Raw genomic sequence first — 24,066 nt, 5'->3', positions numbered from 1 at the left:
CTGACGGTCGAGATCGGATAGAGGGGCGCGCGCCGGTGGCGGTACCCAATCCCAAGCACTCGCTGGGCGAGTACGGCTGGGTCTGGGACGCCATCTGCTGGGTCAGCGCCGGTGAGGCGTGGCCCAGCGGCGACGAGGACCGGATGCGCGAGCTGGCCGATGCCTGGCAGTCCCTGGCCGACCTGGTCGGCGAGGTACTGACCGAGGCCGACCCGGCGGTCATGAAGATCCTGCAGAGCTGGGGCGGCGGGGCCGGCGAGGCGTTCGGTGCGCTGTGGAACCAGGTCGGCGTCGACCCGAACACCGGCCTGCCGCTGATCCAGGAGATCGCCGCCGCGTACGCGTCCGGCTGCGACCAGGCGGCCCTGGAGATCGAGTACGCCAAGCTGACGGTGCTGATCGCCGTCATCATCACCGTCATCGCGGTCTTCGTCGCGTTGCTGATGGCCTGGCTGGGCGGTGTCTCGGCCGGTGCGATCCCGGGCATCCTGGCGGCCGGTCGGCAGGCGGTCACGGTCGCCTTCCGGCGGCTCATCGCTCAGCTGGGGCGGCAGTTGCTCACCCGGGCGGGACTTCAGGCGGCGCTGCGGACCGCCGGCGGTCGGGTCGGGCAGATCGTCACCAGTCAGGGCTTCCGGCAGGGCCTCAACCGGCTCGGTCTGGAGCTGATGGAGGAGATCGGCGAAGAGCTGATCATCGACGTCGGCGCTCAGGCGTACCAGATGCGCAGCGGCGAGCGGCGGCAGTGGGACGGCAACCGGACGCTCACCGCGGGCGTGGGTGGCGCGTACGGCGCCGTGCTCGGTTCCGGCATGAACTGGGCCGGCCGGCGGGTAGCGCCCAAGATGCCTGTCTCGTTCAGCCCGTCCCGGTTGTCCTTCCCGGGCAGCGGACTGGTGCGCTGGGGCAGCACCAGCATCGCCTCGGGTGCCCAGAACGCGCTCATCTCACCGGCCGCGAGCGTGCTCGCCAACGCCAGCGTCAACCAGCAGCTCGTGCTCCCCGGCGCGGACGCCTTCCTCGGCGGGTTCGCCAGCGGCGCCGGCCGCACCGGCGCGACCCTCGCCGGTGGTGCCACCGGAAACCTGGGTGCCAAGGTCACCAACCTTGGTCTCGACCGGCTGAATGGGACGACCACCCCCGGTGCCGGCCTGGGCGCGGGCCTCAACCCGTCCCCCGGCGTCGGCGGGGTGGACCTCGGCAACCTCGGCAACACCAGCACGGATGGGGGCTCCTCCGGCACTTCCGGCCGCGGCAGCAGCGATACCGACACCGGTACGGTCCAGGACAGCGGCGGCACCGTACCGCAGAGCGGGGCGGGTTCCATCAGCCTCGCGCCGTCGGTCGACCCGACCGTCGTCGCACCGGTAGACGGGGCCACTTCGACCAGCGGTCCCGCCAGCACGACCGACGGCGTGGACCTGGCCAGCGGTGCCAACGACCCGACCTCCACCGATGTCACGTCGCGCGGCGACGAGTCCGGCACGGCTGGACGCGACGACGCGGCCACCACCGGCGGCCGGGTGCCCACCGACGGCACCCCGGCGACTGCCGAGCCCACCGGGGACACCAACCGGGACAGCACCCCGGGCGACCCCGCGACACCGGTCGCGGACACACCCGCCGACCGCGCCACCTCCGACTCGACCGAGCAGGCCGGCCCGGCGGAGCGCGCCGACAGCGGACCGCCAACCGACCGGGCCGCCGCCGGGGCCCCGGACACTGCCACCGACACCACCGGCGACCGGGCACAGAGTTCCCCTGTCGACAGCCCAGGCGATCGGGCACCGGGTTCCGCTGCTGACACCACGGGCGACCAGGCACCGAATTCTGTCGACACCACGGGTGACCGAGGTCAGAGCGCGACTGTCGACGGCACGGGCGATCGGGTTCAGAGCGCTCCGGTAGACACTTCGGCGGGGAATGCCCGAACTGTGCCGGTCGATGCCTCGGGCGACGGTGCCCGGAGCGTTCCGGTCGACGCCTCGGCTGGTGCCGGTCGTACCGTCGGTGTTGGTCCGGTTCCGGGCTCCGGTGTCGGCGCGAGCGTCGATGGTCCCGGTGGCCCGGCCGTCTCCGGGGTTGATCCCCTGGCCGCGGAGATCGCTCCCGCTGTGGTGCCGGGTGCACCACCCGCGAGCCCGGTGGCGGGACCGACTCCGGGCAACGTCACCCCCGCCACCACGCTGAACCCGGCGCAGACCACCGCCGTGCCGTCCGCGACCACCCCAGCCGCCACCCCGACGGCCCCCGCGCCCACCACCCCGACCTCCGCACCTGGCACGCCGACCGCCGGCGCGTCGACCACGCCCACAACGTCGACCTCGCCCACGTCGACCACGCCCGCCACCGGCAACAACGGTACGCAGCCGACCCCGAGGGCACCGGCCAACACCACGGCCCCGAACTCGGCGGGATCGGTTTCGCTGACCCCGCCACCCAGTGCCGCCCCGGTGACCCAGCCCAACGCCGCTCCTGTGGCGCAGCCCGACGTTGCTTCGGTGGCGCCGCCTGAGGCTGCTTCGGCGCCGCAGTCCGACGGTGTTTCCGTGGCCCAGCCCGACACCGGTCCGGCGGTGCGGCCGACGGCACCGGCCGAGACGGCAGGCACCGATTCGGCGACCACCGCCGCGACCACCGACCCGACGGTTACGCCCGCCTCCCCGGACGGTGCCACGGATCCTGCGGCGCGCCGGGCGGACCAGGCCGACCAGTTGGCCACCGGCGGGCCGGTCGTCGTCGCGGTGCCGGGCAGCACGGGGACGCTCCAGGCTGGTGGCCCGACCGCGCCGGACACCGGCCGGGGTCCGGTGAACCCGGACACCCTCCGGCGGTCCGAGGGGCCGACCGGCAACGGCACCCACAGTTGGCAGTTGGCCCCCACTGCTGTGGACGGCGACCCCACCGGCCCGGACGCGGAGCAGGCTCTGATCGAGGCGTCCCGGACCCTCGCCGAGGCCGCCCGGCGGGCGGTGAAGGACGGCACGATCTCCCGGGCCAAGCAGCCCGGCACGTCCGGTGCCCTGCTGATGCCCGACGGTGGCATCACCACGCACACCAGCATGACCGTGGACAAGGGCACCAAGCCGCCGACCCAGCCGTCCGTGCACCCGCTCGCGCAGGCCGCACTGGATCGCACGAAGGCGGCACTGCCGGACGGGACCGGCAGCGGGCACGGCAAGTGTGCCGAGGTGGCCCTGGTCTCGGATCAGCTCTACCGGCTCGAAACGCAGTGGCGCGAGGCCGGTGAGCCGGGCTCCTTCGAGCAGTACGCGCTGGACGCCTTCAACGGTGCCAAGATCCTCACTCACCAGGTCAAACCGGCTCAGCAGAACGACATCGTCTACAACCTGGGGCACCACCGGCCGCCCTGCCGCTCGTGCGCACACTTCCTGCCGCAGTTCGCCATCGAGCCGATCGTGGACCCGGAGCGGGACGCCCGGACCTACCAGCCGCCGGTCCCCGGTGTGGTGGGCAACGGTCCTCCGCTGAGCGACAACCGACCGTACGGCGACCCGAACGGTCTGGTCCCCCCGGAACAGGCCGACCAGCAGGCGCTCGACGCGGCCGTGCCGCGCGATGCGACGACCGGTCGACCGCTTGTGCACCCGGATCCGCGCGTCGGATCGTGGGCGGGCCTGGTCAACGACGGCGGTCCGACCGTCCCCGGCCGCGACAACAACTGTGCCGACGTCGGGCTCTCCGTCCTGGACACCTGGTTCGGTCGGCCGGAGGTGGCCGCCCCGACCGCCACCTCGGCCGAGGTGGAGGCGGGCAGCACGGCACGGCAGGAGCAGGCACTACGCACGGAATTCGCCCACCAGGGCACCGGCACCGCCGGCCTGGACGCCGTCGCCGACGCGCTGCGTGCGGCCGGCCCCGGCTCGGCGGCCCTGATCATCACCACCCGTCCGGACGGCAACGGCGCACACACCTGGAACGCGGTAAACCACGACGGCACCATCATCTGGCTCGACGCCCAGAACCAGCTGATCTCCGACACCGACCCGGTGCACGGCGATCCCGGCAACGTCTGGTCGATCGTCCTCGACGCCGAGGGTGACCCGCACCGCCCCGCAGCGACGGACACCGACATCCGGCCACCAGCCCCACCGGACTCGACAGCACCCGACGACACTTCCGCCACCACCCCCGACCCCAGCAGGCCCGACATGCCGGGCTCGCCGATGGAGGTGCAGCCCGGCCATGTCGATGAGCAGGGAGGAAGCCCGACAGGTCTGGCCGGTACCGGATCCGACGGGCTGAGCGACGCCGACCCCGCGCCCGAGGGCGACCCGGCGGCGAGCCCTTATCTGGACGGCCTCGCGGAACCGGATCAGGCGACCCTGCACGAGGCGCTCGCCGACGCGCAGCGCGACGCCGACCAGATCCTGGCCGACCTGCACGGTGTGAACGCCGAGGTGAACGCCCGGCTCGGGCTGACCGGGGCGGACGCGCTGAGCACGCTCGGCGAGCAGCATCGCGTCAAGGGCGCCGAGTCGCTGGCCCGCAAGTTCCGCACCGAGATGGAGCCGCTCGGCTACGACCTCGGTTCCGCGCTGGACACCGTCAACGACGTGGTGCGGTTCTCGGTGCAGGGGCCGGAGACCGAGGCGTACGGGCCGGCGGTGGACGCGGTCCTGTCGTCGTTGGAGGCACAGGGCTACCGGGTCACCGATCTGAAGAACTTCTGGCACCCGGGTAACCGGTTCTTCGGATTGAACTGCACGCTGACCTCGCCGACCGGGCGCACCTTCGAGTTGCAGTTCCCGACCGCGACCAGCTACGCCATCGGCAAACAGACCCACCTGCCGTACGAGGTGATGCGTGACCCGGCGCAGACACCCAGCGCCCGGGTGCACGCGTTCCTCGACATCCTCGCGATCAACAAGGCCAACGGCATCGCGGCACGCATGCCGGGCGGGATGGACTCCGCGCGGTTCGACACCCCGAAGAACACAAGCTTCGCGAAGTGGATGTCCTCGGCCCGGCAGGAGAGTATCCGTCAGTCGTACCTCGACTGGCTCGGGCAGCAGGGCCAGACGTTCGCCGACGTGCTCGCCGCGCGAGGATTGACGGCGTCCGACCTGCCCGGTCTGGATCCTGACCTGATGGGGGGCCCGCATGACGGCGCTGACGTTCGGCTACTTCCTCCTGCGGAGACCGGACGACCCGACGGGCCCGCCGGTCAACCTGATCGCGGAGGCGGAGAGTTCGGGGCCGACCCAGGCGGTGATCTGGGATCGTCCGACGGGCGCGTGGACGTTCCGCCCGGACGTGGCGGCGGCGATCCTGTGGGCGAATCCGGAGCGCCACGAGATCGAACGGGTCGACCGGGCGACGGCGGAACGCCAGACGGCGCACTTCACGACGGTGCCGCTGCCGACGGAGACCGAGTTGACGGAGATCTGCCGCCAGGCGACCTGAGCACCACCCCTGTCGCGTCCGAGACCCCGCCGGTGCCTCCGGGGAGCGACGCGACCGCCGGCGCCACCGACGCAGGTCGGCCGGCGGTGTCGCTCGGTACCGATCGCGGGTTGTCACAGACGAGACGGATCGGGCCGGGTGAGCTCGCGCCGCTGGAGGATCCGAGCTTCCACTGGGACGTCGAGCAGGCCCTGCGAACGCCGCAAGGCCACGCTCTCTTCGCCGACCCGTCCACCAACCCGTACGGTGGACTGATCAACGATGGCGGACCGGATCGGCCCGGCCGCGGCAACAACTGCCTGGACTGCTCACTCTCGGCGTTGTCCAGCTTCTACGGCGACCCGCAGGTGTCCTTCCCCCGCTGGTCGGACGTGCGACCGGACGGCTCGATCGACACCGTCACGGGTGAGGCGAGTGGTCTCGACCGGGCAGAGTCCTGGCTCGGCGGCACCTGGGCCGGCGGCCCGGCCGGACTTCCCACCACGCCCGCTGAGCGCGCTGCGGCGGTCAGCGCACAGTACGCCCGACTGCATCAGCACATCGCCGAGGCCGGCCCCGGCTCAGCGGCCTTGGTCGTGGCCGAATGGGTCAAGCGGGATCGCCGCACCGGAGACCTCCTCCTCGACAACGGCAACGTTCAGGTCGAGGATTCACACGCCCTGGTCCTGGTATATCCGCAGGGTGCCGAGGGGCCGGTCTGGTGGGATCCACAGCGGGGGATGACCTGGCCACAACCCCCGACCGCGTACGTGGCGCAGACGTACGCGCTGTGGTCGATGACGCCCGCGGTGGAAGGGATTCCCGATGACGGAGGAAGAGGCGCTGACGCTGATCAAGCGCCTACTGGGTACGCCGAACGAGATCGAGCTGCATCCGTTCGAGTTCGGTTGGCTGGCGAAGGAACAACTGTCTCCGCAGGAACGGGCGGAGGGTCGGCAACTGGGCCACGGGAGCTACATCATCGACCGGAGCGGGGTGATCACAGCGCAGATGAGTCTGCCGGTGCCGCTGCTGATCATGGAGTACACCCAGGCGCGCCGGGCGGGCCGGATGACGGGTCGTCAGGTCTGGCCGACGGTGACACCGACCGACTGACCGCGACCGCGCCGTCGCTCGAGGAGAGCCGGCGGTTCGGGCCGGGCGAACTGGCGCCGCTGGAGGACGCCCGCTTCCACGACGACCTGGCCGCCAGCCTGGCCACCCCACACGGGTACGCCGTCTTTGCCGACCCGTCCACCCACCCGTACGGAGGGCTGGTCAACGACGGTGGGCCGGATCAGCCGGGCCGGGGCAACAACTGCCTGGACAGTTCGCTGTCGGCGCTGGCCAGCTTCCACGGTGACCCGCAGGTGTCGCGTCCACGGTGGCCGGATCGCCTCCCCGACGGCTCGATCGACCGGCTCTCGGGCGAGCGCGGCGGCCTGGAGCGGGCGGAGGCGTGGATCGGTGGGCAGTGGATCGGCGGCCCGGACGGTCTGCCCACCGACCTGTCGGCCCGTACCGAGGCGGTGGCCGCCCAGTACGCCGACCTCTACCAGCAGGTGGCCGACGCCGGGCCGGGGGCGTCGGCGCTCGTGGTCGCCGACTGGTTGCTCCTCGACGACGCCGGCGACGTCGTCCTCGACGACAACGGTCAACCGGAGGTCGACGGCTCGCATGCCTTCGTGATCGTCTTCCCGGCCGACGCCGACGCGCCAGTGTGGTGGGATCCCCAGACGGGCACGGCGTCGGTGGACATGCCGGCCGGCGAGGTGCGGGACACCCATGCCCTCTGGGCGATGATGGTGCCTGACGGAGAGGGGCGAGTTGACCGAGGACGAGGCGTTGACGCTGATCAGCCAGTTGCTGGGGACCGGGAATCCGATAGTGCTTCGGGAGTTCGAGTTCGGCTGGCTGGCCCGGGAGAGGCTCTCGGAACAGGAACGGTCCGCGGGGATGGCAGTGGGGCAGGGCAGCTACATCATCGACCGGACGGGAGTGATCACGGCTCACTCCAGCCTGCCCCCGAGGCGGATCATGGAGGAGTACACCCAGGCGCGACGCGAGGGTCGGATCAAGGGTCGGCAGGTCTGGCCCCAACCGGAACCGAGGGCCTGACCGACCCGGACGGCCTGACCGACGCCGACTCCATCACCGCGGACGGCCGGACCGACGCCGCCGACCACAACGGACCGCCCGCACCGCCGGGCGCCGACTCCGACCCGACCCCTGCCGACGGGCCCGACCTGCGGCAGGCCGCCGCCGGTACGACCTTCGGCGGTGCGCTGCTCGACGCCGATCCGGCCCGGACCGCGCAGGCCGTGCAGGAAGCGCTGACCGCCGGCCCGCTGCCCGAGCAGGCGAACGTGGACCCGGCCGCCGCCACCGTCACCCTGGACACGGCCGACGGCCCCTACCAGGTACGGATCGTGCTGGCCGACCCGCCGGCGGGCGTACCGGCCGTGCCGGTCGCCACCGTCGGGTACACCGCCGACGGTGCCGTGGTGCAGGTGTCCACCGGCGCACATCCGGACCACGTCCGGCGGGCCGTCGCCGCGATGCTCGCCGAGGTGGACACGGTCGCCCAGGAACGCGCCGTCGACCTGCGTACCGACGCCACCACCGCGCTCGCCGAGGGGGCCCGACCCGAGTACGACGGCACCCGCGTCCTCACCGCGCGGGACATCGGCCGCCTCGCCGAGCTGCGGGTCGTCCTCGCCGACAGCGCCGCGACCACCGATCCGGCCCGCGCCGGCCAGTTGCAGGCCGAGGCGTTGAGCCTGCTCGTCGCCTCCGGCCTGCTGGAACAGGACCCGTCGCATGCCGTGCACGGGCTCGGTGCCAACGTCCCGGTGGTCGGACCGGAGGCGGCGCAGGCCCGACTCGATCTGATCCGCAGCCACCTGGGCCCAGCGGCCCCGGCGATCGAGAACCTGATCGGCCAGGCGACCGGGCAGCAACTCGTCGCGGACCTGCGGGCCGCCCGGTCGGCGATCCGCGCCGAGGCCCGTACCTGGGCGCAGCAGGCCACCGCGTTGCGCAACGCCGCCGACCTCGCCCTGACCACCAGGGTCGACGCCACCCTGGACATCGCGCCCGAGCACGTCTTCGGCCGGCTGGTGATCGGTGGCGGTTGGGCCGCCACCGCCGACTTCGTCACCATGGGCGGCGCCCCTGATACCGGCATCGGCCTGCCGCCGGTGCTCTGCGTGTCGCAGGGCCACGACCCCTGGGCGGAGCGACAGGCCCTGCTGATGGGCCAGATCCCGTCGGAGCTGGAGCTTCCCGGGATGCCGTTCCAGCCGGCCGACCTGGCCGAGGCGGGCACCCAGTTCACGCCGTCCGACGTCTTCGCCGACGCGGTGGGCGCGGCGCGGGCGCTCAGCGGAATGCCGACCTACCAGGGCACGGCGACCGCGATCACGCCCCGCCCGGCCGACGCCGAGGGCTGGCCGGACGGCGCGAACTTCCGGGTGACCGTGGGTGGGCGACAGTTCTTCACCGCCTCCGTCGATGTCGCGTCCGGGCCCGGACCCTCCCGGGTGCCGAACGCGCCGGCCACCGCAGGCGGCCGGTACGTCGACCCGACGACCGGCTACCGGGTCGACCGGTCCGGGCCGACCCCGGTGTTCCGCGCCCCCGACGGCACCGTGGTGGATCCGGACACCCTCCCGGCGACGGTACGAACCGTCCTCGGTGCCGGCGTCCCCAACGCACCGCTGCTGGCCGACTTCGGCGGTCGGCCGACGGATCCCCTGGTGGTCGATCCGACCTCCGGCTACGCCGTGGACCCCACGACCGGGCAGGTCTTCGACCCCGACGGCGCGCCGGTCGACCCCGACACCCTCTCCGACGAGGTACGCGCCCGGCTCGGCCACGCGCCGGACGGCTCGTTCGGTGACCCCCGCCCGGCCGTGCCCGTCGTCGACTTCGGCGGGCAGAACCTGGCCGACGCGTACCGCCCCGGTGACCGGGTGCTCGTCTTCGGCGCGGGTGCCTCCGGAGCGTGGGACATCGAGCAGGCGGTGGCCTCCCAGGCCAGCAGCGTCGACTGGTCGGCCCGGGCCGTGCCGCCGCCACCCGACCAGCTGACCGGCGATCCCGGACACGACGCCGAGGCGCAGCTGCGGTTCAGCTTCGGCGGTGGCTACAACCGGCGCAACACCCTGCCGGAGGTCGGTGCCTATGCCGAATCCGTACGCGGCCAGGTGGAGCAGTCGCTGCGGGAGATCGTCAGTCTGCGGCACACGGTCGACGGCGGGTTCCTGGTGGAGTTCACCGACGGCAGCCGGCAGGCGTACGACCGGGTGGTCTTCTCGATCGGGCAGGCACCCGAATATCCGGGGGGCGTCGCCGACCTGCTGTCCGAGGTGGACCTGTCGCCGCTGCACGGCCCGGCCACCGCACACGACGGCCCGGCCGACGTGTTGGGTCTGCGGGACACCAGCGGCCAGCTGCGGGTCCTCGGTGGGGCCAGCGTGGCCGGTCCGCTGTTGGCCAAGGTCGGCCCCGCGCTGCGGCAGACGATCGTGGACCAGGCCGCCGCGTTGCCGGACGATTCGCGGGGCATTCCGCCCAGCATCCGGTTCCACGCCCAGCGGATCGCCGAAGCGAACCTGGGCGCCCCGCCCGTGCCACCCGGCGGGCAGCCGACTGGCGGCACGGGCCCGGACACCTCAGGTGGGCCGTCAGACCTCGTCCCAGCGGGCGACACCGAGCAGTCGCCAACCCCACTGGATGTCGAGCCAGGGCAGCGGACCGTACCGGTCGTTGAGTTCCCGGCCGAGCGGCGGCATCTCGACAGCGACGGGCCTGCCGTCGATGTCCTGCCCGACGCCCTTGGCGACGACCTCGACGGGGTTGCCCCACAGCTCGACGTAACGCAGGGCGGGCAGCTTGCGGCTGGCGGCGAGGGCCTCGGCACCGGCCGGCCCGACGCCACAGTTGGCCAGGCCCAGCCACCGCAACCGACCCAGGTGCGGGGAGCCGGCCAGCGCGCCGACGCCGTCGTCACCGATCGGGTTGTCACTCAGGTCGAGGGCGACCAGACGTCCCAGAGCGGCGACACCGGCGACGTCCGGCATCAGCCCGGCCGCGTCGACAAGGGTCAGGTGGCGGACGGGAAGGTGGGCGAAGACCTCGGCACCGTGGTCGACGAAGGTGCGGGCGGTCATCGTGACCAGCTCGACGAGTCCGTTGCGGACCTTCCAGTCGACGAGCAGGTCGGCGACCGGCGCGGCGAGCCGCGGGACGACTCTTCGGTACCGCAGGGCGGCGGTCCGGTCGGGCCGGGTGCCCGCCAGGTCGATGCGGATCACCTCGGCGTGGTCGGGGTCGGTGGTCTCGATGGCGTCGGCGTAGCGCCGGCGCAGGTCGAGGTCGTCGGGGTCGGCCAGGATGGCGGCGTACAGCTCGGCGGGCGTGGCCATGACGGCAGCGTATCGACGACCGGCTCGCTCACCGCCAGTGCCGTGCCCGGCTCGACCTTCCACGGCCTGGGTCGACCGGACGCCGACCCGGGCGCGGTCCTGGACACCGCGCGGGTCGCGCTGCCGCAGGTGGCGCCGTACGCGCAGGTCGACGCGGTGGTGCCGGTCGGCCCGGACCGGTTCGAGATCCGTCCGGCCGGGCAGCACCCGCTGACCGTGCGGCTCACCGCGGGGCCGTTGGCCGACGGCGTGGTGGCCCAGTCGGTCCGCAACCCCGACGGGACCTTCACTGTCACCGTGTCGGAGCGGGCCGTGGACCAGGCGGTCGTACGGGCCCTGGCGCACGAGGTGGCCGAGCTGGTGGCGCTGAACGAGGCCGGCCGGGCGCTTGTCGGCCCGCTGGACCCGGGCAACGTACGCGGCCCGATCGACGCGTCCGGGCTCACCGCCCACGACCGGGGTCGGCTCGCCGAGATCCGGCTGCTCGCCGCCGGGTACGCCACCGCCGACGCCCCGGGCCGACCGGCCGTACGCGCCGAGATCGACGCCCTCGCCGAGCACCTCGGCCTCCGCGTGGGCGACCAGGGCGTCCGGGCCCGGTGGGCGCTGCTCCCGCGCGACGTGCTGGCCCACCTGATGCAGCTCAGCGTCCCCGCTCTCACCCCGGAAGCGGTGTCGGCGGTGCTCGCCGGGGCGCCCGCCCTCACCGAGGTCGAGCGGGTCCGGCTGATCGACTACCGGTCCCGGCTGGCCCCCGACTTCCAGGTGCCGCAGTCGCCGGAACTGGCGGCCCGGCTGCGGGAACTGGCCGCCGAGGCGGAACACACCCAGTCCGGCATGCCGCGGATGCCCGCCTTCGCAGGGCAGATCATCGGCATCCCGCCGGCACAGCTCGACCGGGTCCGCGCGGTGGACCCGCAACTCGCCGACCGGCTCGCCCGCGAAGGCGTCTACGTCGACCTGACCGGCCGCTACGACCTGCGCCCGTACATGGCGGACGTGCCGGCGATCGACCTCGGTGCGGCCCGGTCGGCGTACGACCTGAGCACCGAAGCCGGGCGGCAGGCCCAACTGCACGAGGACCGGCAGCGGTCCCGGGCGGCACTGCGTGCCCTGCGTGGCGGTCAGGCCGCGACCCTGCTCGCCGACCACGACTTCCACTACCAGGGCACCGCCCGCTGGATGGGGCTGGTGCCGGACGTCCTGACCGACGTGCTGCGCGGCATCACCCCCGTACCGCCGACCCCGGCCACCTCGGCGGAGAGCGCGTCGACGCAGGGGCCGTCCGGCGACACCCAGGTCGTGGCCGACCGGGTGACCCTGCCACCGGATTCACCGACCACACCCGGCCCGGCGTACGGGCCGGCGCTGGACGCCCGGACGGGACAGCCGGCACCGCTGTTCGACGGTCCGCCCCGGCGCGAGGACGTGCAGCAGGGCGCGCTCGGTGACTGCGGCATGATCGCCGTGATCGGGGCGGTCGCCGGCCACCTGCCGGACACGATCGCGCAGATGTTCCACCCCAACCCGGACGGCTCGGTCGACGTGCTGCTGCACGAGGCGAGCGGTCCGGGGCAGTCGGTCACCCCGACCGGACGCCAACTGCGGGTCACCGTCTGGCCGGACGTGCCGTTGCACGCCAACTCGAACGGTCGCAGCGCCTACGCCGACCAGTCGACGGTCGGCAGTTCCTGGGCGTCGCTGCTGGAGAAGGCGATCGCGGCGGTCGACCGCACCTGGACCGAGCAGCGCCACGACCAGTGGCAGAAGCAGTGGAGCGTCCGACCCGGTGCCGACCCGCATCAGGCCGCCCCGCTCGGCTACGCCCGACTCGGCAACGGCAGCAGCCGACTGGTGCAGGCGGAACTGCTCACCCAACTCACCGGCTTGCCCAGCAGCGTCAGCCGACTCGATCCGACGCCCGGGCGGGAAGCCGAGGCGGAAGCCCGGTTGGCCACCCTGCTCTCCGCCGGCAGCCCGGTGATCACCGGAACCCTGCCGGCCGCCCAGTACCCCGGCAAACCGCCGTACGGACTCATCCCCGGCCACGCGTACGAGGTCGTGTCGGTGGCGAACGGTGAGGTGCAGCTGCGTAACCCGTGGAACGCCAGCCACCCCACGCCGATGCCGGTACGTGCCTTCCTAGACCTGATGAGTCCCTGGTACGGGCACGTCGAGGTGGCGCAGAGCAGCGTGGCGGCGCTGCCGGATTCCGACTTCCACGGGCAGGGTCGACCGGCCGCCGATCCGACGGCGGTGCTCGACCGGGCGCGACTGGTGCTGCCCACCCTGGCCGACACGATCGGCGCGGACCAGATAACCGCCGTCGAGCCGGACGTCTTCGAGGTCCGGGCGGGCGGCCTGGCGCCGCTGCGGGTCCAGGTCACCACCGGCGCGCTCACCGGCACGACGGTGGCGCAGACGACCCGCAACCTCGACGGCACCTTCACCCTCACCGTCTCCGACCGGGCCGTCGACGCCGTGGTGGATCGCGCGGTGGCCCACGAGTTCGCCGAGCTGCTGGCCCGACACGAGAGCGGCCAGGCCCAGGTCGGACTCTTCGACCAGGGCACCCCGGAAACGTCAATCGACCCGGCCGGCCTCACCGCCCGCGACCGTGGCCGGCTGGCCGAGCTACGCGTGCTGGCCGCCGGGTACCCGAATGCCGACCCGAGCACCCGGCTGGTCCTGCGCCGCGAGATCGACGCGCTTGTCGACCAGCTCGGCCTGCACTGGGGTACGCCGGACGCACCCGCCCGCCTCGCGCTGCTCCCCGCCGACGCGTGGCACCACGTCATCCGGCTGAGCGTCCCGAAGATCACGCCGGAGGCGCTGGCCGGAGTGCTCGCTGTCAACCCGGACCCGAACCGGGTCGAGCGGTTCCGGGCGATCGACTACCGCGCCCGGCTGGCACCCGACCTCCAGCCGCCCTCGGCCGCCGAGATCACCAACAAGCTGCGCGAGCTGGCCGTGCACGGGGAGCGGAGCCAGTCCTCGCTGCCCCGGATGCCGGCCCTGGCCGGGCAGGTCGTCGCGCTGCCACCGGCCGCGCTGGACGCGATCCGGCAGACCGATCCGCAGCTGGCCGACCGGCTCGCCGCCGAAGGCGTCTACGTCGACCTGACCGGCCGCTTCGACCTGCGCCCCTACACCCTCGACGGTGCCCCCGAGTTCCCACTCGACGTGTCGGCGCCCGCGTTCGACCTGACCACCGAGAGCGGTCGCAGGTCACTGCTGGCCGAGGACCGCAGCCGGGTCGCCGCCGCCTTCCGTGCCGCGTACGGGTCCAACCCCGCCGCGATGGCGGTGCTCAGCACCCATGGCTTCCACTACGTGACCGACGCGCGGCTGATGGCGCTGGTGCCGAACGCGCTCACCGACGCGCTGCGGGCGATGCTTCCCCCCGACCCCAGCACCATCGTCGATGTCGAGATCGAGATCGAGATCGAGATCGAGCCGACGGTCAGCGGCACCGAGGTGGCCGTGGTCGCCGACCGGGTCACCCTGCCCGACCCCGACCCGAACTATCCGGTCAGGTACGGCCTGGCTCTGGACGACCAGACCGGCCAACCGGCGCCACTATTCGCCGGACCGCCGCATCGCGAGCAGGTGAGTCAGGGCGTACTCGGCGACTGCGGAATGCTCGCCACCATGGCCGCTGTCGCCGGCCACCGCCCGGATGCGCTGGCGGGCCTTTTTCAGCCGAACTCGGACGGCACGGTGGATGTGCTGCTGCACGAGAGCGCCCTGCAGGGCGACACGTCTACACCCACCGGCCGACGCGTCCGGATCACTGTGCGACCGGATGTGCCGTTGCATGCCGGCAGCATGGGCGTTTCTGCCTATGCCGACAGGTCGGTGAACGGTACAGGTTGGGCATCGGTGCTGGAGAAGGCGCTGGCGGCGGTCGACCGGACGTGGACCATGCAGCGGCACGAGGCTTGGCAGCGGGACTGGACCGCCTGGCGCAGCAAGGACGATCCGCATCGGGCGGCCCCGCTCGGCTATGCCCGGCTGCATGTCGGCAGCACCAGCTATCTTCAGGCGGAGCTGATCACCCAGTTGACGGGTGTGCAGAGTCGGATGTCGGTCTTCGACACCAGGCCCGGACAGGAGGCTGTAGTCGCCGCTCGGCTGGGCGCCCTCCTCGCCGCCGGAAGCCCGGTGATCTCCGGTACCTTGCCTGAGACCAGCTACCCGCCGGGACTCTCCAGACTGCCGTTCGGGCTCTACGCTCAGCACGCATACGAGGTCGTGTCGGTGACCAACGGCCTGGTGCAACTGCGCAACCCGTGGGGCGACGATCATCCCGCACCGATTCCGGTCCGAGACTTCCTCGATCTGATGGCGTCCGACTACGCCCACACGGACGTCGCCGGCACGAGCAGCGCCTCGCCGACAGCCTCGGTGACGAGCCCGGATGTCCCGCCGACGCCGCCCACGCCGCCAGCCCCGCCGGCGATGCCGCTGACGCCGTCGGTCCCGGTGCCCCGGTCGGCGGAGCCGGCGGCCGGGGCCGCGAGCGACAGACCACGTCAGCACACTCTCGGCCGTACCGACCTGGAAGACGAGCGGGCCGACATCAGCTACCTCGCGCTGCTCGACGGCAGCGGTACCGTGATCGGCTTGAGCGTCCTGCTGTCATCCGGAAACGGCCAGCGTGAGGCCCGCTGGACGACAAGCGGAGAGCCGGGCATCGGCGGGTCGGTGCCCGTCGGTCGGGGGGAGGCCGAGCGGATCGCCCGTGAGGTGCTCGGGTTTAGGCTGCCGGAGGAGTCCGCGTTGCACGAAATGATCGACGGCTGAAGATGCCGGCCGCAGGGACAGGGGGACAGCCGTTGCGATCCTTCACCGCGAAAACCGCGATCCGTAACAACATCCCCACCGACATTGGTCCGGCCCGCCTCGGGGTGCGTTGGATTGAGATGGGACCACCGGTGCGTGCCGAGATCGTCGTCATGCCGCGTCGGGAAGGAGACACCACACGGTACGAGGTGACACTCGGCGAGACCTTTCCGGTGGGCGAGGAGATTTGGCGCTTCGCGGATCTCGACATGACCAGCGCCAACGACTGGCAGGTGAAGATCCGTCGGGTCGATGACGACGAGGTGATGGAGCCGCCCACCGGTCACCTCTGGAAGCCGGCACGGTTGCGCCCGTACGGCGAGCTCGACGAGGCGCAGGTCCAGTCGGTGGAGGCGGCTCTGGGGCACCCGCTCCCGGCGGACTACGGCAACTGGCTACGCCGGAACAATGGCGCGCAACCCGAGGTCGAGCACCATATTCCCGGTAAACCGTTCTCGCTGCTGCCCGAGCGTCCGCTGTTCGGGGTGCACCCCCAGTACCCGCCCTTCGACCTGGTGCACGCGCAACGCGTACATCGGGATCCGTGGCTGTCGCGCGACTGGTTGGTGATCGCGAATCCGTTCGGTGGGCTGCTGGTGGTCCCCGCACTGACGGACATCCCAAAGATCTATTTCGTGCACGAAATGGATCTGCTGGGTCCGCCCGGCCCGGCCGGCTCAGCCGTACGGGAGCAGAAGCTGCGCGCGGTTGCCTGGTCGATGGGCGAGTTCCTCGGACGGTTGACCCCGAAGGAGCTGGACGACCAGCCGCCGGTCCAGATGTTGCCGCCCGGCACCTTCACCGACCCCCGCAACTACCAGGACGGGCCGTTCTGACCAGGTCCGCCGTCGCGCCCAGCCGCGAGAACCGGGAGACAAGCGTTGCGCTCGTTCACTGATGTCGCCACCATCGCGAACAACGCCACGGCGATCCTGGGACCGGCTCGGCTCGGGGTGCGCTGGGTCGACGTCGGGCCGCCCGTACGCGCCGAGATCATCGTCATGCCCTCCTCCGGCGAGGACTCCGCCCACGAGGTCACGCTCGGCGAGACGTTTCCTGTCGGGGAGGAGACCTGGCGCTTCGCCGATCTCGTCATGTCCAGCCTGGATGAGTGGGAGGTCACCGTCCGCCGGGTGGACGGCAGCGAGGCGCCACCCATCGGCCGACCGTGGGAGCGGGCGAGACTCAGCCCGTACGGTCAACTCGACGAGGCGCAACTCCAGGCTGTCGAGGCGGCCCTCGGGCAGCCGCTTCCGCCCGACTACCGCGACTGGCTGCGCCGGAACAACGGGGCGCAGCCCGAGGTGGACCACCACGTTCCGGGCGTCACGTTCACCCTGATGCCGGAGCGTCCGCTGTTCGGGGTGCACCCGCAGCATCCGCCCACCGACCTGGTGCCGGCGCAGCGCGTACACCGCGATCCGTGGTTTTCACCGGAGTGGCTGGTCATTGCGAGGCCGTCCGGCGGTCTGCTGCTGGTCTCGACCGCACAGCCGTACGACAGCACGGTCTACTTCCTGCCCGAGCAGGACATGGTCGGTCCCATCTCAGCGGCCCGGGAGCGCAAGCTGCGACCGGTGGCCGGGTCCATGCCCGACCTCGTCGGCCGGCTGGCACCGCTCGATGTCGCCCATCTCCCGCCAGCCCAGCTCGCCCCGTTCGGCACCGACATCGACCGGGACGGCGGGCGGCACTGACCGGTAGCCGGGTGATTACGCGCAGAGTCCTACGCCCCGACCGGCTCGGCCGGGCCGGCGCCGAAGCGCTCAGCCGAGCCGTGCGAGCAGTTCGGCGTAGCTGCCGCGAACCGCAGCGAGTCGCTCGCGCCGGAACCGGCCCGGCTCGCGCTGGTGCAACTGCCGCCCCCGGTCGCTGACGAAGGCGCTCGCGGGAATTTCGCCGCCGCCCTCCGGGGCGAACTTGCCCACCTCGTCCAGCGCGGCGACGGCCCGGGTGAGCGCGGCGCGGGCCCGCTGGCCGGCCTCACCGGCGGATTCGGCCGGCACCGATCCGGCGTACGCGTCGGCGACCAGGAGCCATTCTCCGGGGTCGAGCAGCTGAGACGGTTCGTTGCCGCCGTAGCGGAACCCGCCGCTCGTGCGTCCCGGTGTGGCCGGTAGCCGGAAGACGAACTCCCGTTCCGCGCCGCAGCCTTCGCAGGTACCGGTGTAACGGCTGGCCAGGTCACCGTCGGCCAACGCGACGACGGCACTGTGCCTGGGGAAGCGGGTCGACCCGCACGAACAGGGGTGCAGGTCCATGTAGAGGTGCGCCTCCGCGCTGGTACGGCTGAGCGGCGGATTCATGCGCTCAACCGTACCGATGCAAGAGCTTCGGCACCGCCCCCGGTGGTGCCGCTGGCATACTCGCCGACCATGGTGTTGTCGCGGAGCTGGGCGATCTTCCTCACCGGGGTCGGGGTCTGGACCTGGGTGATCTGGCCCCGCTTCGCGCTGGCCATCTGGAACGACCCCAGGTCCTGGACCAGCGGCAAGGTCGGGGACTGGCCGGCCACCGGCTTCCTCTGGGTGCACGCCTTGCTGATCGGCGCCTCGCTGGCCATCGGCACGACCGTCGGACTGCTCGGCGTCCGCGCCTGGCGAGCAGCACGCCGTCGTACGCCCTGAGCCGGTTCGATGTCTGGAAGGTACGGCGACTGCGCAGCGTCCTACGTCCCGCGCCCCCAGCCCCGCGACCCCGCTCCGGAGACCCTGAGGGGACCGTTCCCGATCGATTTGACGATCAATCCGTCCGCCGCGTAGGTTTCTCTCTGCCAGCGCGGAACGGGCGAAACGGGGCGAAAGACCCGGTGACTCCGCTCCGACGATGGCACCGGGCTTGCGGAGGATCTTCTCGGTGAGCTCGGTCCGGGTGGTGCTCGTCTGGTTCGTCGCGAGGCGGATTTGGCGGAGCGGAACCGACCGGGTAAGGTTCACGTCCGGCAGGGCACCGGGCGAGCTTGCGGGAGACCGCAGCGGCCGGCCTGCCAAATCCGATGAACTGGCGAAGCGGATCTCCGCTGCGCCGGATCGCGGGTGCCGAACCGCATGAAGCGTGACGGACCGGGACACACCGGTTGACACGGGCCAGACGGTGAGGTAACGTAGTAAAAGTGCCCGGCGCGAGAGCGGCGGGTGTGAGAGTGGAACGGATGCCCCGGATGGTGGCCCTGGTGGGTTGCTTGATGGTGTGTGGTTGTTCTTTGAGAACTCAACAGGGTGCTTGATAAGCCAGTGCCAAGTAGTTTGATACCCCGGACTGGGTTGGGCCTTTGTGGTCTGGTCTGGTTGGGATTCCTTTGGCAACATTTTGTTTGTTGTCGGGATGGATTGTTCAACAGGTTTTTGTTGGAGAGTTTGATCCTGGCTCAGGACGAACGCTGGCGGCGTGCTTAACACATGCAAGTCGAGCGGAAAGGCCTTTCGGGGTACTCGAGCGGCGAACGGGTGAGTAACACGTGAGCAACCTGCCCTAGGCTTTGGGATAACCCTCGGAAACGGGGGCTAATACCGAATATTCACTCATGGGCGCATGTTTGTGGGTGGAAAGTTTTTCGGCTTGGGATGGGCTCGCGGCCTATCAGCTTGTTGGTGGGGTAATGGCCTACCAAGGCGACGACGGGTAGCCGGCCTGAGAGGGCGACCGGCCACACTGGGACTGAGACACGGCCCAGACTCCTACGGGAGGCAGCAGTGGGGAATATTGCACAATGGGCGGAAGCCTGATGCAGCGACGCCGCGTGAGGGATGACGGCCTTCGGGTTGTAAACCTCTTTCAGCAGGGACGAAGCGCAAGTGACGGTACCTGCAGAAGAAGCGCCGGCCAACTACGTGCCAGCAGCCGCGGTAAGACGTAGGGCGCGAGCGTTGTCCGGATTTATTGGGCGTAAAGAGCTCGTAGGCGGCTTGTCGCGTCGACTGTGAAAACCCGTGGCTCAACTGCGGGCCTGCAGTCGATACGGGCAGGCTAGAGTTCGGTAGGGGAGACTGGAATTCCTGGTGTAGCGGTGAAATGCGCAGATATCAGGAGGAACACCGGTGGCGAAGGCGGGTCTCTGGGCCGATACTGACGCTGAGGAGCGAAAGCGTGGGGAGCGAACAGGATTAGATACCCTGGTAGTCCACGCTGTAAACGTTGGGCGCTAGGTGTGGGGGGCCTCTCCGGTTCTCTGTGCCGCAGCTAACGCATTAAGCGCCCCGCCTGGGGAGTACGGCCGCAAGGCTAAAACTCAAAGGAATTGACGGGGGCCCGCACAAGCGGCGGAGCATGCGGATTAATTCGATGCAACGCGAAGAACCTTACCTGGGTTTGACATCGCCGGAGATCCTGCAGAGATGTGGGGTCCTTCGGGGCCGGTGACAGGTGGTGCATGGCTGTCGTCAGCTCGTGTCGTGAGATGTTGGGTTAAGTCCCGCAACGAGCGCAACCCTGGTCCCATGTTGCCAGCAATTCGGTTGGGGACTCATGGGAGACTGCCGGGGTCAACTCGGAGGAAGGTGGGGATGACGTCAAGTCATCATGCCCCTTATGTCCAGGGCTTCACGCATGCTACAATGGCCGGTACAATGGGCTGCGATACCGTGAGGTGGAGCGAATCCCAAAAAGCCGGTCTCAGTTCGGATCGGGGTCTGCAACTCGACCCCGTGAAGTCGGAGTCGCTAGTAATCGCAGAGTCAGCAACGCTGCGGTGAATACGTTCCGGGCCTTGTACACACCGCCCGTCACGTCACGAAAGTCGGCAACACCCGAAGCCGGTGGCCCAACCCTTGTGGAGGGAGCCGTCGAAGGTGGGGCTGGCGATTGGGACGAAGTCGTAACAAGGTAGCCGTACCGGAAGGTGCGGCTGGATCACCTCCTTTCTAAGGAGCACCATCCAGCGAAGGCTGGTATGGAGCCCGCGATCTGCGAATGTCAGGTCGGGGTGCTCAATGGCGGAGACACTGGCGAGTTTTTCCTCGGCAACGGTCGGGGCGCTTAGTACAGCCGGCTTTCGGGTTGGTGGGAACGGTTGCTCTGGTGCGGCTGGGGAGGGATGTAGAGCACCCTGTTGGGTCCTGAAGGAACAACCATGGGTTGTTTTCTTCGGAGCCGATTACTCCACCGGTTGGTGGGGGTTGGTTGCCAGGCATGGCCTGGTCTCGCATACCGGATGTCACCTTGGGGTGGGGTTGCTGGTGTGGGGCTGTGGGTTGTGGGTTGGTTGTTTGTTGAGAATTGCACAGTGGACGCGAGCATCTTTGTGGTCAAGTTGTCAAGGGCGAACGGTGGATGCCTTGGCACCAGGAGCCGATGAAGGACGTGGGAGGCCGCGATAGGCCTGGGGGAGCTGTCAACCGAGCTGTGATCCCAGGGTGTCCGAATGGGGTAACCCGGCATCAGTCATGTGATGTCACCTGCACCTGAACTCATAGGGTGTGTGGAGGGAACGCGGGGAAGTGAAACATCTCAGTACCCGTAGGAAGAGAAAACAATTTAGTGATTCCGTGAGTAGTGGCGAGCGAAAGCGGATTGAGGCTAAACCGGTTGCGTGTGATACCTGTCAGGGGTTGCGTGGTCGGGGTTGTGGGACCCTGCGAAACGAGCTGACACTCGTTTGAGGAGTTATAAAACCAGTTGTTAGCTGAATGGTCTGGAAAGGCTGACCGTAGACGGTGATAGTCCGGTAGGTGAAAACAGCTGGTCTTCTGTGGGTGTTCCCGAGTAGCGGCGGACTCCTGAAATCTGCCGTGAATCTGCCAGGACCACCTGGTAAGCCTAAATACTTCCTGGTGACCGATAGCGGACGAGTACCGTGAGGGAATGGTGAAAAGTACCCCGGGAGGGGAGTGAAATAGTACCTGAAACCGTTCGCCTACAATCCGTCAGAGCCTTGCGGGGTGACGGCGTGCCTTTTGAAGAATGAGCCTGCGAGTTAGTGGCATGTGGCGAGGTTAACCCGTGTGGGGGAGCCGTAGCGAAAGCGAGTCTGAAGAGGGCGTTTGAGTCGCATGTTCTAGACCCGAAGCGGAGTGATCTAGCCATGGGCAGGCTGAAGCGTGGGTAAGACCGCGTGGAGGGCCGAACCCACCAACGTTGAAAAGTTGGGGGATGACCTGTGGTTAGGGGTGAAAGGCCAATCAAACTCCGTGATAGCTGGTTCTCCCCGAAATGCATTTAGGTGCAGCGTCGTGTGTTTCTTGCCGGAGGTAGAGCACTGGATGGTCTAGGGGGCCCACAAGCTTACCGAAATCAGCCAAACTCCGAATGCCGGTAAGTGAGAGCGCGGCAGTGAGACTGCGGGGGATAAGCTTCGTAGTCGAGAGGGAAACAGCCCAGATCACCAGCTAAGGCCCCTAAGCGTGTGCTAAGTGGAAAAGGATGTGGGGTCGCATAGACAACCAGGAGGTTGGCTTAGAAGCAGCCACCCTTTAAAGAGTGCGTAATAGCTCACTGGTCAAGTGGTTCCGCGCCGACAATGTAGCGGGGCTCAAGCACACCGCCGAAGCTGTGGCATTCACGCGTGTACTTCGCGAGGTTCTTTGGAGCCTTGTGCAGGTGTGTGGATGGGTAGGGGAGCGTCGTGCCGGGGGTGAAGCAGCCGAGTGATCGAGTTGTGGACGCGGCACGAGTGAGAATGCAGGCATGAGTAGCGAAAGAAGGGTGAGAAACCCTTCCGCCGGATGACCAAGGGTTCCAGGGCCAGGTTAATCCGCCCTGGGTGAGTCGGGACCTAAGGCGAGGCCGAGAGGCGTAGTCGATGGACAACGGGTTGATATTCCCGTACCCGCGAAGGAGCGTCCCTGATGAACCTCGTTGTGCTAACCACCCAAACCAGTCAAGACCTTCGGGTTGAGGTTGGGGAGCGTGGGAACCTGGCGGGTAGTAGTCAAGCGATCGGGTGACGCAGGAAGGTAGCTGAGCCCGGCCGGTGGTTGTGCCGGGGTAAGCGTGTAGGCCGTGTCATAGGCAAATCCGTGGCACATGTAGGCTGAGACGTGATGCCGAGCCGATTCAGGTGAAGTCAGTGATCCTATGCTGCCGAGAAAAGCCTCTAGCGAGTTCTGAGCGGCCCGTACCCCAAACCGACACAGGTGGTCAGGTAGAGAATACCGAGGCGATCGGGCGAACTGTGGTTAAGGAACTCGGCAAATTGCCCCCGTAACTTAGGGAGAAGGGGGGCCGGAGACGTGAAGCCCCGCGCGGGTGGAGCGTTGTATGGCCGCAGAGAGCAGGGGGAAGCGACTGTTTACTAAAAACACAGGTCCATGCGAAGAAGTAATTCGATGTATATGGACTGACGCCTGCCCGGTGCTGGAACGTTAAGGGGACCTGTTAGCTCTTCGGGGCGAAGCGGAGAACTTAAGCGCCAGTAAACGGCGGTGGTAACTATAACCATCCTAAGGTAGCGAAATTCCTTGTCGGGTAAGTTCCGACCTGCACGAATGGCGTAACGACTTCCCCACTGTCTCAACCACAGGCCCGGCGAAATTGCATTACGAGTAAAGATGCTCGTTACGCGCGGCAGGACGGAAAGACCCCGGGACCTTTACTATAGCTTGACATTGGTATCTGAGTTAGCTTGTGTAGGATAGGTGGGAGCCGGTGAAGTGCATACGCCAGTATGTGTGGAGGCAATCTTGAAATACCACTCTGGTTGATTCGGGTATCTAACTTCGGACCGTTATCCGGTTCAGGGACAGTGTCTGGTGGGTAGTTTAACTGGGGCGGTTGCCTCCTAAAAGGTAACGGAGGCGCCCAAAGGTTCCCTCAGCCTGGTTGGCAATCAGGTGTTGAGTGCAAGTACACAAGGGAGCTTGACTGTGAGACTGACGGGTCGAGCAGGGACGAAAGTCGGGACTAGTGATCCGGCACTTGCGTGTGGAAGCGGTGTCGCTCAACGGATAAAAGGTACCCCGGGGATAACAGGCTGATCTTCCCCAAGAGTCCATATCGACGGGATGGTTTGGCACCTCGATGTCGGCTCGTCGCATCCTGGGGCTGTAGCAGGTCCCAAGGGTTGGGCTGTTCGCCCATTAAAGCGGTACGCGAGCTGGGTTTAGAACGTCGTGAGACAGTTCGGTCCCTATCCGCCGTGCGCGTAGGATACTTGAGAAGGGCTGTCCCTAGTACGAGAGGACCGGGACGGACGAACCTCTGGTGTGCCAGTTGTCCCGCCAGGGGCACGGCTGGTTAGCTACGTTCGGAAGGGATAACCGCTGAAAGCATCTAAGCGGGAAGCCTGCTTCAAGATGAGGTATCCCACCACCTTCGGGTGGGTAAGGCCCCCAGCTAGACTACTGGGTTGATAGGCCGGAAATGTAAGCCCGGTAACGGGTTCAGTTGACCGGTACTAATAGGCCGAGGACTTGCTCACAAAGGTTCTGCTCGCGTCCACTGTGTAACTCAC

At 69.1% G+C, this 24,066-nt stretch carries 7 protein-coding genes, 2 rRNA genes and 2 pseudogenes; 9 read left to right on the top strand and 2 right to left on the bottom strand.

Translation table 11 applies throughout. The features are described from left to right. Window positions 1-35: 35 nt before the first annotated feature. The 3 genes and pseudogenes from VAB18032_RS33400 to VAB18032_RS33610 all read left to right on the top strand — a co-directional run. Window positions 36-3,974, top strand: a pseudogene (locus tag VAB18032_RS33400) (YwqJ-related putative deaminase); the annotation flags it as partial. 1,150 nt (window positions 3,975-5,124) lie between these two features. Next, window positions 5,125-5,427: a hypothetical protein gene (locus tag VAB18032_RS33395; RefSeq protein ID WP_081476327.1), complete on the top strand. Its 303-nt coding sequence runs from the start codon at window positions 5,125-5,127 to the stop codon at window positions 5,425-5,427. A gap of 32 nt (window positions 5,428-5,459) precedes the next feature. Then, window positions 5,460-7,139, top strand: a pseudogene (locus VAB18032_RS33610) (toxin glutamine deamidase domain-containing protein); the annotation flags it as partial. 2,955 nt (window positions 7,140-10,094) lie between these two features. On the opposite strand, the gene VAB18032_RS33605 reads toward VAB18032_RS33610, so the two are convergent. Next, window positions 10,095-10,490 carry a leucine-rich repeat domain-containing protein gene (locus VAB18032_RS33605; protein ID WP_415878026.1) on the bottom strand — a complete coding sequence of 132 codons (396 nt, stop codon included), beginning with the start codon at window positions 10,488-10,490 and terminating at the stop codon, window positions 10,095-10,097. A gap of 981 nt (window positions 10,491-11,471) precedes the next feature. On the opposite strand from VAB18032_RS33605, the gene VAB18032_RS33600 reads away from it, so the two are divergent. The 3 genes from VAB18032_RS33600 to VAB18032_RS28505 are packed head-to-tail and all read left to right on the top strand — an operon-like array spanning window position 11,472 to window position 17,377. Beyond that, on the top strand, window positions 11,472-15,641 hold the full coding sequence (locus VAB18032_RS33600; RefSeq protein ID WP_415878025.1) for a C2 family cysteine protease: 4,170 nt from the start codon (window positions 11,472-11,474) through the stop codon (window positions 15,639-15,641). 2 nt (window positions 15,642-15,643) lie between these two features. Then, window positions 15,644-16,516, top strand: a complete 873-nt coding sequence (locus tag VAB18032_RS28510) for a DUF6406 domain-containing protein (protein ID WP_148272346.1) — start codon at window positions 15,644-15,646, stop codon at window positions 16,514-16,516. Between the two features lie 45 nt (window positions 16,517-16,561). Beyond that, window positions 16,562-17,377, top strand: a complete 816-nt coding sequence (locus VAB18032_RS28505; protein ID WP_013736409.1) for a DUF6406 domain-containing protein — start codon at window positions 16,562-16,564, stop codon at window positions 17,375-17,377. Window positions 17,378-17,446: 69 nt separating this feature from the next. On the opposite strand, the gene VAB18032_RS28500 is transcribed toward VAB18032_RS28505, so the two are convergent. After that, entirely contained in the window at window positions 17,447-17,986 is a 540-nt protein-coding gene (locus VAB18032_RS28500; RefSeq protein ID WP_013736408.1) for a hypothetical protein, read from the bottom strand. Between the two features lie 69 nt (window positions 17,987-18,055). Here VAB18032_RS28500 and VAB18032_RS28495 point away from each other — a divergent pair, with 69 nt between their 5' ends. The 3 genes from VAB18032_RS28495 to VAB18032_RS28485 all read left to right on the top strand — a co-directional run bounded on the left by VAB18032_RS28495 (window position 18,056) and on the right by VAB18032_RS28485 (window position 24,033). Then, window positions 18,056-18,307: an SCO4848 family membrane protein gene (locus VAB18032_RS28495; protein WP_043722278.1), complete on the top strand. Its 252-nt coding sequence runs from the start codon at window positions 18,056-18,058 to the stop codon at window positions 18,305-18,307. A gap of 717 nt (window positions 18,308-19,024) precedes the next feature. After that, window positions 19,025-20,539, top strand: a 16S ribosomal RNA gene (locus tag VAB18032_RS28490). Window positions 20,540-20,921: 382 nt separating this feature from the next. Then, a 23S ribosomal RNA gene (locus tag VAB18032_RS28485) occupies window positions 20,922-24,033 on the top strand. The 16S and 23S rRNA genes sit together here, the layout of an rRNA operon. The last annotated feature ends 33 nt before the right edge of the window (window positions 24,034-24,066 follow it).

This window comes from Micromonospora maris AB-18-032 (genome assembly GCF_000204155.1).
GTDB classification, from domain to species: Bacteria; Actinomycetota; Actinomycetes; order Mycobacteriales; family Micromonosporaceae; genus Micromonospora; species Micromonospora gifhornensis.
Note: the sequence above shows the minus strand (reverse complement) of the source record. Positions and strands in the feature narration are given on the sequence as shown.

Excerpts from the sequence above, each read along its gene's own strand:
- VAB18032_RS33395 (WP_081476327.1), top strand. The coding sequence starts at position 5,125 with ATGACGGCGCTGACGTTCGGCTACTTCCTCCTGCGGAGACCGGACGAC.
- VAB18032_RS33605 (WP_415878026.1), bottom strand. The coding sequence starts at position 10,490 with ATGCCGGACGTCGCCGGTGTCGCCGCTCTGGGACGTCTGGTCGCCCTC.
- VAB18032_RS33600 (WP_415878025.1), top strand. The coding sequence starts at position 11,472 with ATGCAGCTCAGCGTCCCCGCTCTCACCCCGGAAGCGGTGTCGGCGGTG.
- VAB18032_RS28510 (WP_148272346.1), top strand. The coding sequence starts at position 15,644 with ATGCCGGCCGCAGGGACAGGGGGACAGCCGTTGCGATCCTTCACCGCG.
- VAB18032_RS28500 (WP_013736408.1), bottom strand. The coding sequence starts at position 17,986 with ATGAATCCGCCGCTCAGCCGTACCAGCGCGGAGGCGCACCTCTACATG.
- VAB18032_RS28495 (WP_043722278.1), top strand. The coding sequence starts at position 18,056 with ATGGTGTTGTCGCGGAGCTGGGCGATCTTCCTCACCGGGGTCGGGGTC.